Origin of the sequence: Bacillus sonorensis NBRC 101234 = KCTC 13918, assembly GCF_001592005.1 — a bacterium.
In the GTDB taxonomy this organism is placed as follows: domain Bacteria; phylum Bacillota; class Bacilli; order Bacillales; family Bacillaceae; genus Bacillus; species Bacillus sonorensis.
Map to the genome: position 1 here is coordinate 241774 of NZ_BCVZ01000003.1, position 12147 is coordinate 253920.

The following is a 12147-nucleotide window of genomic DNA, read 5'->3' on the forward strand; positions in this document are numbered from 1 at the left end:
GCATGATGTTGGTTGACCACCGTCTTTCGTTTGTTGAATAAGGCTTTTGTGCAATAGACAGCAATTACAATATTTCGATATAACCTTCTGTTCCATGCATGCGAATTCGTTGCCCATCTTTTATCAGTCGGGTAGCATTCTCCACTCCGACGACTGCCGGTAAGCCATATTCACGTGCGATAACTGCTCCATGGGTCATCAGGCCGCCGACTTCGGTAATCAGGCCTTTTATGGATACAAACAATGGTGTCCAGCTGGGATCAGTAAAGGAGGTGACTAATATATCCCCTTCTTCCAGATCGGCATCTTCTAGTTTTAAGATGACACGCGCTCGCCCCTCTATAACTCCGGAAGAAACAGGCAGACCTACAATTGCTCCGTCCGGAAGATTTTCTCGTTTGTACTCACCTGCAATGATTTCGCCATCAGACGTGATTACACGTGGTGGAGTTAGTTTTTCATATAATTTGTACTCGTCTTTTCGTTTGCTGATAATCTGATCATCTAATTTTTTTGTGCGTACGACTTCGTGAAGTTCTTCAAAAGTGAGATAGTATATATCTTCTTTTTCTTGGATAACACCCAATTGTACGAGTTGTTCGGCTTCTTTCAGTAAAGCCTGCTTATAAACGAAGTAGCGATTCACCATGCCGTATTTTGGATATTCCCTATACCCGCTGAAATTCCGGATGATGTCGATCATTCGTTTGGTTTCTTTGGCTTTTTGTTCACCATCCGGTAATTCCTTCAATCGATCTAATAACTCTTGTTCTTTTTTCAAAGCTTCCTGCCGTCCTTGCTCGAATTTTCGTTTTCTGGCATTAGGAGCAAAGTTTTTGATGTTGCCCAGAATCAGCGGGACAAGTGTAATGGGTTTTTCACTCCAACGAGTTCTGGTTATATCGATTTCTCCGGCACAGCGCATTCCGTATTTGTCAAGATAAGCATAGATAGCGTCTTGTGTTTCCTGTCCGCCATCAAACTGAGCCAGCTCATCCAAAAAGTTATCATCTTTTACATGTTGTAAATAATCAATGACTTCCGGATAAGGACGAATTACATCTGCGACATTGAGTAGCGCCAGACCCATTTCCGAAGTAATATTGTTTGGTACAGATTGAGAAAGCGGATCTGCTGCATGTTTTTCACCTAACCACTCGTTCATTTTTTCGTTAATCCATGATGAAGCATTCATAGCAGCTCGAATCACAACCGAACTTTTTGGGTTAAATAAAATCTTCTTTAATTCCTGGATATCTTCCAGAATAAAGCTAAATAAATCCGATCCTGATTTCGTTTGGATGTTTTGTTTTAATTTTTCTATCGATGTTTGACTACTCTTAATCAAATCAGAAACGATTGTCGGATCGTTTTCAACTTGAGCCAGCATATCTGCATTGCCTCTGCTGGGATTTGGTGCTGTTTTATCATTTGGTATCGACTTAATGAAATCTCGTCGCTCAATTATGGTCATAAGTGCGTCTTTTAAGAGCGGATCGTGTTGTCCCATGCCATTTAATAAAAATTCTCTGCTGTCAGGTGATGCCAGATTATGTGTGACATCAACAAATAACCTTCCACCAGCTTTACGCATGGGTGCAGAAGTCGTCAACAGAAAAAAAGACAATCCCAGTGGTTTTATGGGATCCGTCATCATTTGTTGATGACCAACAGAGATATAGACGTGATTTTCTTGATCGCTCGCTTCAGGGATGGGGTATAAAGTTGTGATGGGACGACTCTGGACAATATAAAAAGTATCGCGGGCCAAACACCATTCGATATCTTGCGGCCGGCCGAAATAAGCTTCGATCTGTCTTCCGATGCGTGCCAGTTGTAAAATTTGTTCATCAGTCAGTGTTTGAGTCTTTTGCTGATCAGGATCGATCTGCTTCGTCTCCGTTCCGCCTTCTTTTCGTCCATAGATCGCCAATTTTTTGGCCGCTATCCTCTTATCGACGATTTGCCCATCCTGTACTTTATAACAATCGGCAGATACCAAACCAGAGACCAGCGCTTCTCCAAGTCCAAAACCGGCATCGATTGACAGCAGCTTTCGGTTGGAAGTAATCGGATCAGCGGTAAATAAAATCCCTGAAGCCTGCGGGAAAACCATCCTTTGAACAATAACGGATATATAAACTTGACTGTGGTCAAATCCATTTTGCACACGGTAGATGACCGCGCGGTCGGTAAATAGGGAAGCCCAGCATTTGCTGATATGCTGCAAGATTGCTTCTTTTCCAATGATATTTAAATAGGTGTCTTGTTGACCGGCAAAAGAGGCATGTGGTAAATCTTCAGCAGTCGCACTAGAACGCACGGCATAAGCATGTTCATCGCCAAACTGGGAGAGATAGTGAGCAACTGCTTTCACAACATCGGAAGGAATTTCTGCTTCCATAATGATTTGTCGAATCTTCCTGCTGATTTCACGAATTTGATCTCGATCCTCCACTTTTAGCATGTTCAGTTGATCCAACAACGCTTGGAACGTTTCGTTTTGTTTGATGGCTTCCCGATACCCAACTGTTGTGACACAAAATCCTTCTGGTACTTGTATTCCTTGAATTTTTGATAATTCCCCTAAATTTAACCCTTTTCCCCCAACGAGCGAAAGCTTTGTTTTTTCCATTTCGTGAAAACCGAGAACCAAAGAATCCATTCTATATCTCTCCTTCGAAAAAAAAATTGACAAAAGCTTTCCGGCGTGGTACACTCAAAATATAAGATGGATAACTATAACTTTTCACCCGAAAGCAGACGTAATCTGATTATATCATCGTGTCTGTTTTTGGGCAATATAAAAAGAACCTGGCGAAAATGTCAGGTTCTTTCTTACTTTCCCGCTACCATTCGTCACATCAAAAAACCTGGTTCAATCGGTTAGATCGATTAGATTGTTTTGCTTGTCTGAGCAGCTTAGAATATTCATTTTGCTCTGCTCTTCCCGAGGTTGGCGTATAATATTAATCTCAGAATCGTTGAATTGCTCAGATCTCACACGTAATGCTTCCCTTTCAGTAATGGTGTTTTTTGATAAATTGCAAAGAAAACGAGGAAAATCACCTTATAGACAAAAAGAATAAGAAAAAAGAGGACATTATAGCTGCTCCTTTCCCATCTACACTTGATCAACCACAATTTCTAATGGTATTATTTGCTTATACAGAAGCATTAAGAGGTGTTAATTGTGACTTGGATCAAAAGATTAAGAGAGTACTTTAAACAACATCGCAAAATATCTTTGATTATTGAATTACTTATTGCGATTCTATCGGTATCAATAAGTATTCTATTTTTCGGACGCCATGAAGGTGCTTTTATTGGATTTTTCATGTATATCTTTATAAGTAATTTTATTGGTACAAATGGATCTTTTATCGATCCTGATAAATTCCTCGAACCAAGAAAACATGGAGATAAATAACATCATTGTAAATGATTGACGTGATCCTCTTCCAAATTCGTATAAAAATTATATTCACCTCAAAGAGCCTTCATTAATTCATTCACACAAGGCCCCCCTTTAGAAACTCCCGGGCCATGTAAAAATTAAAATTCCTGATACCGCGAAAATCAAAGCCCAATCGAAAACAGGGTATGAACAAATATCTTATAAATGGAATGATGGAACTTACAAATATGAAGTCAGATGGCACACAAAAACTCCTGGAGCGCCTAAAAACCAAGGAAATACTTGGGTTGTACAAAGAACCATTCCAGGTAACGGCGGAAACAAGCCACAAACTTTCTATAAAATTGGTGATAATGAGTGGATTGAAGGGCAAAAATGGTTCAGTGCAATTTCAGCCAGAAAAGCCGGGACTGCCACTCAAGAACAATTAAAAATCTTAGAAAAAGGTCATTGGAAGGATTGATTAAGTTGATAAATACGAAGTTTTATGATGGCTTTGAAGGTGAACCTGAGCTTATTTTAAGCGATGGAGAAAATAAACTCATAATTTGGAATGGGTATTTCGAGACCATATTAGATTCTTTATTGGATAAGAACATTGAAAAAGAAGGGATTATCAAAGAATATTTTAATCATGAAGGATGGTATGACGACTCACCTTGGGTTATTCAGGATCTTGATTTGACAATAGATCAAATGAAAAGTTTTGATATAAATACCCTTGATGTATCTGAGGATATGAAAAATGTACTACCCGATATAGTTAAAGAAATTATACAGTTTCTCGAAAACGCCAAAAATAAAACTGTTGTTATTGAATACGATTAAAGGCCCTTTTTAGGGCCTCTTTTTGTTATTTCAATAATACCTCCAATTTCGCCTTTGTCTTCGGTCCGTAAATACCGTCGGCAGACAGTCCGTGCATCAGCTGGAACCGTTTGACCGCGTTCGCCGTCTTCGGTCCGTAATAACCATCAATACCGTTATTTTTGGCACCCTTGTCCTAAAGGGCAGCTAAAGCTTCTTGAATCTACCGGACAGCCGTCCCTTTCATCAACGGGCTTTTTACCTTATAGATGCCGGACGGCAGCGTGTAGAATGATTTTTTGCTGCTTGATGATGATTTTTCTTTTTCGCTTCAATGACCGCGAACGCCTTTTCGGTAGCCGGTCCATAAATTCCATCTGCTGTAATCCCGGATTTCTTTTGAAGGGCTTTGATAGCTTGCACTGTTTCATTGCCATACGAGCCATCGGCCCCGTACTTCGGCAGCGAGAAGCCCGCGGAAATCAAACGCTTTTGCAGCGCCTTTACTTTTGAGCCTGACGATCCTTTTTTAAGGATAGTCCCTGTAGATTTGCTCGACTGGCTCGTGGGTGCCGTCGTGTTCGACACTGTTTTATTCCCAAGCAAGCTATCGACTTTTTTCCGGAAAGCTGTAAGTTGGCTTGAATCACTCACCCACGGCGCCGGACAGTTTTTATTTGTTACATCGTAATGACGGACAATTTTGTTTGTAGAAAGGCCGTAGCGCTTACACAGATCGGCAACCAGTTCGGCAGCATTTTGAACGGTTTCGCTGTGAATCTTGCCGTTTTTTTCGACGCACATTTCAACACCGATAGCCGTCTTATTCGCATTCGGCTTTAAGAAACTGACATAGCAACCGTTATTCTCATGTGCATGGTAGGCGACTTCATTTTCAGGTATAATCAGCTGCACTTCCTTGCGATCGACAAAGTAATGCGCTGACGCGTAACGCTCTGCGGCAATACAGGTGGCCATTGAAAGGGAATCGGTAACAGCATTTGTTCCATAAAAACTTACCGTTCCAACGTCTTTTAGCGCTTCGTAAAATGTACCGGATGTAAGGTTTATTTTTTGCGTACCTGAATCGGCTGTTATCTTAAAGAGTTGAGCAGCATTCCATTTTTTAAGTTCATCAGTTGAGATATGAACATCCATGTTTTTTGCATGGTCGTCTGTATAACTTTTTGCGTCGCTAAATGCCTTGTTCGCCTTCTTTTGGGCACCTTCCGTTGTCTCTCTTGAATTCCAGGTTTTCCTTTCGTCAGCTGTTATATGAACATCTTTATTTTTAGCATGCGTAGCCGTGTAATCCTTCGCATTTGCCTCCGCCCTATTCGCCTTTTCTTGGGCGCCGTCCTTTGTTTCAATGTTCTCAAGGTCAGCAAACTTGGCTTTCAGCTCCTCAACGGTTTGGCTGATTTCAATCCGAAGCGATTCAAAATCATCGATGTAATATTCCGCCACCGGGACAATGTTCTGATCCTCAAGCGTTTTTGCATTGGAGAAAGTGAAAAACACTGTGGCAATTGCCTGACCATTCGTGTAATAAAGCTTGATTTCAGTCCTTACGCAGCTGTAATGTTTCAATTCTTCATCAGATAGGACGTATTCAGCTTTCCCGTTTACCTTGTCGGTCAGCGTCAGGCTCCGTTTATAAAATGAGTCATCGGCATACAGAAGGACAATTTTGGCGTCTACCGCCGAAAGGGGTAACGGGACGCCGTCTTTTGTAAAAGCAAAAGACAGCTTTGTGCTGCCCGAATGGTGCGTCTCCTGTTATTTGTTGATAAGTAAATCTTATCTTAAAACAAACATAAATAGTCCCCCTTTTTGTCTCCTTTTTTTCGTGAATTTGTCGCTTAATTGTCGTTTTCATTCCAATAAAATAAACAAAAAAAGAGCAGATCGAAGTCTGCTCCTTTCAAAAATTTATGATTTTTCATTATCAGATAATCTTAGAACCGTAATACTCAATAATATTAAGCCTATAAACGTGCCGTATTTTCCGGTATCTATATCTGTGAGTGGGGCTACAATATATTCAATTAAGAATATAATAATAGCTATTGAGACTAATATACGATTCATTTGACATTATCACCTCAATTATTAACCATTTCTCCAAGGTACAACAAAAGTGGTGCCAATTATCCAATTATAAGAAATTCCGTACTTTCCATTATTGGATATTTTTTTATGGCATACTTACCAGCAAACATTGCCCCTGCAATTGCTCCAGCATATATTGAAATCCCGGGTATTTTCTTTATCAATGCTGTTATCCCAGCGATAATTATAGCCATTGTCACAAACCATGGAGAGTTCTAATTCGCTAATGTCCATATCTTTTTTAAGTTTTCCTGTATAAACATTGGCTGCGTAGCAATTTTCAATATGATAATTTTCACAAAAATCGTCTATTTGTAAAGTATTAAATTTTCCTCTGCCATATTTCTCCCTTAAATTCTTTAAAACACTTTCATACTCTTTATCATTATGGGTATCGAAAATTGCTTTTAACTCCATTTATTCTTCCTCCTTAATTAAAAACATGCTTTTATTTAAACTTGTTCTGCTTGTTGGTTTAACTTAAATTGAACACCTAAAAAATCACATAGCTCTTCCTTAAAATCATTCCCTGATTCTCCTTCTCCTAACGTCCCATTTGTCAATCTGTACTCCAAATCATTGAGAGTAACCTCTTACGGTTCCCATTGATATTCCAAACCGTAACATGAACAGTGGGAACCATTAACTTCGAACAATTTTCCTTTGTCTTCAAATAGCACCCAAGCTTTATCTTCGCAAAGATCACTACCATATGATGCAAATAGAATATTTAAATCAGTGTCAATTTCTTCAAAGTCTGACAAAACATCATTTTTCTTTTTCCCTTCCCATTCATTTAGGAATACTGACTCTTGTTCAATGATTTCTTCAATTTTTTTCAATGTTAACTCACATCCTATTTTCTTTTATCTAAACTCTAATGGTTCATTTAATTTATGTGCTAGCCTGCAACCATCAATAAACTGTTTTGTAGACTCTATGTATCCACAATCACGTAATATATGACCATGAGACATTTCTTTTTTGCCAACTCTTCTACATATGGCAAGATGGCTTCTAATTCATCCGCAACAATTTTACACATTTCAGGACTAATTTCACCATCACAATCTGAATGACCGAAAAACTCAGTTAGCCCCTTATGCGTTTTTGGAATAACCTTTACCAAAATACCAATAGCCATCCTTAAATTTTTTATTGTCATGAGGCGGCCAACTACCTCCAATTGACCTTAATAAAAACCTTCTAAGATTATTAAACGCCGAGTGTGCTCCAATAAAGGCGCCATGTGTTACATTTAATCCCATATAATCCTCCTTCCATTTGATGAAAACTATCTTTTAATTTGTTTAAAATGACGATTTTAATTAAAATAATCTAAATACTGGTATTTATTCTCTTTTTCACCAATGTACAAGCCTATATAATGAAATTGAAATACAATATTTGGAAACGGAGTGATTATTAATGAAGCTAAAAAAAGTTATTGCTGGAACAACCTTATCATTAGGATTGCTTTTATCTGCGTCTGCTCCAGCTCTTGCTTCGTCCGACTCAACTGATTTTATTGCACACCCAAAGGTTACTTATGATGTCCCTTGTCCCTCTCCTTTGCCGCCAGAATTCAATGCATCACCTGGCTATCCATTGAATAAATGTATGTATTCCTCTACTGGAACCTTTACTAACGCCTATACTGATTCTTCGGGCATTACTTGGTATTTTAAAGGTAAGTCCGGTTATATTGGTTATTATGAAGGTCGAAAATATTAAGGGGGCAGTAGCTCCCTTTTTCTATTTCTTAAATAACATATTTCGATCTATGCGTTCTTTTATGAATGAATTAAGGTATTGAACTTCTTCTACTTTCTGACCATGAGACTCAAAATAAAAATCAAAAATCTCTGCTTGTCCGGCCTATGACCAGTGAAACACACAGTTTTCTCTCTTAAAGCCTCCTTTTCTTCAAATTGCCGCTCACGTTCTTTTCTCTCAAATTTCATCTTCTTAATATATTTAGGATCACTAAGCTTTTTGAAATCAACTATCGGTTTTCACCCTTTCCTTTAAAACAGTCCTTTTATCAAAAATCCCAGTTACCTATCTTCACTTCCATTGAAGGAGACTTTGCAACTATCCCCGCTTCAAGTTCTATCCTTTTGGATTCACCATCTCTATTCATCAATCCATAAACAAGGAGCGTTCCCTTGTTTTTTAGAATTATCCCATAATCCTTAACCACATCTATACCAAACTACTTTGATGGGGTTCCCCACCTTCGCAATAACAGGATCAAAAACAACAATTTCCTTTTTAATTAACATAGCGACTCCTTTTCATTTTAATTTCCCTCTAATGCTTCAATGATTTCTTCCAATTGATCTCTGCTTAACCGATAGTACCTAGTTCCATTCGCAGTGTTTGTTCACGGGATTTTGTTTTCGATCATCAATTTTAACTCTTCTATTAAAATTTTGTGTTTCACTGCAATCCCCCTCATCTTCCCTTTAAAACTTCAATTTTATTTAATTTCCCGTTCATGAATTGTATAAAGGACATCTGGACAATCATAAAAGAGTGAGTCTCCTTCAGGCTCTTGCACCTTTATTGTTTGATATAATGCCTTAAACACCTTTACCTCTTCATCATTACGCAATTTAAATTCAAAAAGAGGCATTCCTACGACGCACTCTAGTGTTTTCAGACACCTCTCTAGTTCAAATTCTTTGATTGTTTCCCACATCTCATCCAAGGTCTTTGTTTCAGCTACTCTTCTGGCGGTAGGATACGTTGCTTCCCAAGTTACCAACAGCGGCTATTCTATTGCAGGTTTACGGTTGGATTATGATGAGATTATAAAAACGTTTCAAGACGAAAGGCTACATATTAGACATCAATTATTACGATCCCACAGCTCAATGGAGTTGTTTAGAGCGAAAATAAGAATAGATGAATTTTTTTTTGTATTCACGCATATTCACCCTTTTAATTAGTATTTTAATGATAGTAAGGTAAGCTCTACACGCCAAGCAATATATTCGTTAATGTTGCCGCGGTATTCCTTTTTATATTCAAAATATCCCTCTGTAAGCTTGTCAAGCACTTGCTCCTGGCTTCCCCATTCTTTTACTATGTCTGATGACTCGGAGAGAGCAAGAATGATTTGTTCTCTTGTTTCATGGAATGGGTTGTTATGTAATTTCATTTTATGCCGCTCCTTTAAGTTTGATTAGTTTATGCATAAAAGACAGCAAGTTCTTTTGTTGTTACACAACCATTAGGACACTTCACAGTTTTAGGATATTCCGTTCCCAACTCCTTAAACATTTTCTTTCTGCACTTTGGACATACTCTATACGCCATTTCAGCATAGTCTTTTTTTGTCTTCATTTTTGTTTCTCTCTTTTTGTTTATATGCAGATTCTCATATACATAAAATACCAATCTTTTGACACATTGAATAAAGAGAGAGGCTAGGCTATGATTTCATTAGATGGAATTATTTGTATAAGATTCCGTCAAAAAGGAGGGGAGTTTAAAGATGAAAAAGGTTTTAAAGCCGTGTGTTTTATTCGGTGTCACCATTGCGATCTTATTAGGGTTCTCACCTCAGAATGCTTCAGCGGCTTGGTCAGAATGGCAAAGTTTTGATGGATTTAAACAAGGCTGTAAGGTTCGTGTATATACCGATGCATTGAATTACTCATCTAAAGCTAAAACAGTTGATGTAAAGGCTGAGCAGAATGGTAACTGTGGCACTATCTACTATAACATGTTCCTTTCTTGGAAAGGGTCTGACTCTGTAGGGATAGGAAGTAATGTACCAACAGGTTCATTTACTTCTGTAACACCTTTGAAATCTATTAATATTATTCATCAGCAAGAGACAACAAGCGCCGTGGTTTATTTGGAAATGAAAAAATCATCAAATGGTGATATTTTATATCGTGCCTCTTCACAAAGGTTGAGTGTTAACTAAATTCTTCTAAAGGAGTCAGTCTAATGATGATCTCTTTTTCATGTGAGGAATATGGTGTAGGTGTGTTGATGTAATGAGATGATTAATAATATAGTACATGCGTGTTAAAAAGGAAAATAAGTCTTCGTCTCGCCGCTTGCTGTTATTCTCATGATTATAAATAAAAAAAGAAATGTTTCAGGATTATTGTGAACATGAGTGAAATCTTTTTGAAAAATATTCACTCAACCTATTGACTTTTCATTATAATATGTTCTCTCTTATTTCTGAATAATGGTTCAAAAAATTCGGTTATAACAGTCCTTATTACCGTAAGCGGATTCCATATATTAGGTTATAGAGAGGGTGTATTAACATCCAAATTGCGTCAAATCAGGTTATATTCGCCCCTAGCACTTCCATTTCCACACCATGATTATTTTTTCGAAATCAGCCAAAATTCAATCGTAGCCGCTATCGTAAAATTCACTTAAATCAACGTTTTTAATTCTACACCTTTCTTTAATTCATCCTATTTTTATTTAAATCCCTTCTATCCCCTCCTTCTCTCAATTATTTTACGATTCCCCCCTCACAATTTTCTCCTAAGTAAGTTTAGAAATCCCTTGTTGCTGTTATCTTTTCTTAATTTTTCTCATCCATTTACGATAGCAGTGTTTGTAATGAAAAAGAGATGGCCATTTTGATCATCTCCTTACAATTTTTTGCCAAACTGAAAGTAAGTTATTCTTCTTAGCTGCTGTATAGTCAGTGTCTAATTGAAATACACACTTTTCATTCGCGTGTCTTGGTATTACATGAAAGTGCAGGTGTTTAATCTCTTGTTGAGCAAAATGTCCATTATCCGATAGTATAGTATAATCTTCACAGATACCTGAGTTAATTAGTATTTGAGGAACCTTTATTATAGAATCCATTATAGCATTAGATAGAGAAGGATCGTTTAGATGATCAAGTCTTTCAATATGTTTATTTGGTATAATTAATGTATGCCCATATGCAATAGGATTTATATCAAGAAATGCTGTTATATAGTCATTTTTATATACTTCAAAACACGAAATATTTTGATTAACTATTTCACAAAATATACATTTTCCCATTTCACAACTCACACTTTGTTAAGTGTCCCTTTCTTTCTGACATTCTTTTCGCATATAATAAAAAATAAAACACACAGACAAAATAAACAGATAGAAGTAATTAAAAATAACAAATATTCTATTGGAAGTATAGGACTTTCAACTATTGTGCGTTTTAGAAGCGATACCATAGAATATAAAGGTATAATATCATATAAAAATCCTGTATTAATTGGTAACGATATTACTGCTAATAATAAGTATTGTAAGATTGATATTATATCTTGTATTCTTTTGTATAATAAAGCAACCCCAGCTATCACAAATCCAATACCATATATACTCAGCAATGAAATTAGAAGGATGAGAAGTGAATTGAATTTAAAAACTAAGATGGAATTTGTAGCTATTAAAATCAAAATCACTAATAATTTGGTTCTTACAGAATTAACAAAGTTTCCGGAAATTATTTTCGAAAAAAGAATCATCCAAAAAGGATAAGGTGATAACCACCATTGTTCTATAGTACCCCTTGTTGTTTCATTTAGAATTACCCATCCCGGTTCAGTAATAACTGAAAGTGAAAAATACCATAAAGCATAACTGACAATAAAAATAGTACGTGAGTTGCTATCAGTTTCAACGATGCTATTGAATAATATATATAAAGCAAAAAAGAATTTAAAAGTGTTAAAAGTGTAAATACCATTCCTGTTTTTCGATTACAAATTAAATGGATTTCTTTAATAAAGTGCCCCTTTAATACGTGTATCAACCAAAAGTGTTTA

Annotated in this window: 13 protein-coding genes and 2 pseudogenes; 6 read left to right on the forward strand and 9 right to left on the reverse strand. The window is 37.0% G+C overall.

Annotation, left to right across the window (positions count from 1 at the left end; all coding sequences use genetic code 11):
• Positions 1 to 64: 64 nt before the first annotated feature.
• Positions 65 to 2665 (reverse strand): phosphoenolpyruvate synthase, encoded by a 2601-nt coding sequence (gene ppsA, locus BTR1S_RS06560; RefSeq protein ID WP_029418893.1) that lies wholly within the window; start codon positions 2663 to 2665, stop codon positions 65 to 67.
• A gap of 528 nt (positions 2666 to 3193) precedes the next feature.
• Here ppsA and BTR1S_RS06565 point away from each other — a divergent pair.
• From BTR1S_RS06565 to BTR1S_RS06575, 3 genes are all read left to right on the forward strand, one after another.
• Positions 3194 to 3430, forward strand: coding sequence for a hypothetical protein (locus tag BTR1S_RS06565; protein WP_029418894.1), 237 nt, complete (start codon positions 3194 to 3196; stop codon positions 3428 to 3430).
• 173 nt (positions 3431 to 3603) lie between these two features.
• Positions 3604 to 3849: a hypothetical protein gene (locus BTR1S_RS22755; RefSeq protein ID WP_029418895.1), complete on the forward strand. Its 246-nt coding sequence runs from the start codon at positions 3604 to 3606 to the stop codon at positions 3847 to 3849.
• 37 nt (positions 3850 to 3886) lie between these two features.
• Positions 3887 to 4246: a hypothetical protein gene (locus BTR1S_RS06575; RefSeq protein ID WP_029418896.1), complete on the forward strand. Its 360-nt coding sequence runs from the start codon at positions 3887 to 3889 to the stop codon at positions 4244 to 4246.
• A 25-nt stretch (positions 4247 to 4271) separates the two neighbouring features.
• Here the strand turns inward: BTR1S_RS06575 and BTR1S_RS23135 are convergent.
• The 5 genes and pseudogenes from BTR1S_RS23135 to BTR1S_RS23150 form a co-directional block, all read right to left on the reverse strand.
• Positions 4272 to 5203 (reverse strand): annotated as a pseudogene (locus BTR1S_RS23135) (peptidoglycan recognition protein family protein).
• Positions 5204 to 5998 (reverse strand): annotated as a pseudogene (locus tag BTR1S_RS23140) (BppU family phage baseplate upper protein); the annotation flags it as partial. It lies immediately after the preceding pseudogene.
• Positions 5999 to 6433: 435 nt separating this feature from the next.
• Entirely contained in the window at positions 6434 to 6754 is a 321-nt protein-coding gene (locus tag BTR1S_RS22440) for a hypothetical protein (RefSeq protein ID WP_029418897.1), read from the reverse strand.
• A gap of 176 nt (positions 6755 to 6930) precedes the next feature.
• On the reverse strand, positions 6931 to 7179 hold the full coding sequence (locus BTR1S_RS23145; RefSeq protein ID WP_236835622.1) for a hypothetical protein: 249 nt from the start codon (positions 7177 to 7179) through the stop codon (positions 6931 to 6933).
• Between the two features lie 95 nt (positions 7180 to 7274).
• On the reverse strand, positions 7275 to 7502 hold the full coding sequence (locus BTR1S_RS23150) for a hypothetical protein (RefSeq protein ID WP_006640550.1): 228 nt from the start codon (positions 7500 to 7502) through the stop codon (positions 7275 to 7277).
• 263 nt (positions 7503 to 7765) lie between these two features.
• Between BTR1S_RS23150 and BTR1S_RS21750 the strand changes: the two genes are divergently transcribed.
• Positions 7766 to 8071, forward strand: a complete 306-nt coding sequence (locus tag BTR1S_RS21750) for an LCI fold-containing protein (RefSeq protein ID WP_081723729.1) — start codon at positions 7766 to 7768, stop codon at positions 8069 to 8071.
• Positions 8072 to 8819: 748 nt separating this feature from the next.
• On the opposite strand, the gene BTR1S_RS06600 is transcribed toward BTR1S_RS21750, so the two are convergent.
• Together BTR1S_RS06600 and BTR1S_RS06605 are read right to left on the reverse strand one after the other, a co-directional pair.
• Positions 8820 to 9107: a hypothetical protein gene (locus BTR1S_RS06600; RefSeq protein WP_029418898.1), complete on the reverse strand. Its 288-nt coding sequence runs from the start codon at positions 9105 to 9107 to the stop codon at positions 8820 to 8822.
• A 180-nt stretch (positions 9108 to 9287) separates the two neighbouring features.
• Complete coding sequence (locus tag BTR1S_RS06605) at positions 9288 to 9503, reverse strand: hypothetical protein (RefSeq protein ID WP_029418899.1); 216 nt, start codon at positions 9501 to 9503, stop codon at positions 9288 to 9290.
• 336 nt (positions 9504 to 9839) lie between these two features.
• Between BTR1S_RS06605 and yqgA the strand changes: the two genes are divergently transcribed.
• Entirely contained in the window at positions 9840 to 10277 is a 438-nt protein-coding gene (gene yqgA / locus BTR1S_RS06610; RefSeq protein WP_029418900.1) for a cell wall-binding protein YqgA, read from the forward strand.
• A gap of 686 nt (positions 10278 to 10963) precedes the next feature.
• Here the strand turns inward: yqgA and BTR1S_RS06615 are convergent.
• Positions 10964 to 11380, reverse strand: a complete 417-nt coding sequence (locus BTR1S_RS06615; protein ID WP_236835624.1) for an HIT domain-containing protein — start codon at positions 11378 to 11380, stop codon at positions 10964 to 10966.
• 147 nt (positions 11381 to 11527) lie between these two features.
• On the opposite strand from BTR1S_RS06615, the gene BTR1S_RS06620 reads away from it, so the two are divergent.
• Entirely contained in the window at positions 11528 to 11860 is a 333-nt protein-coding gene (locus BTR1S_RS06620; protein WP_061781670.1) for a hypothetical protein, read from the forward strand.
• Positions 11861 to 12147: the final 287 nt, after the last annotated feature.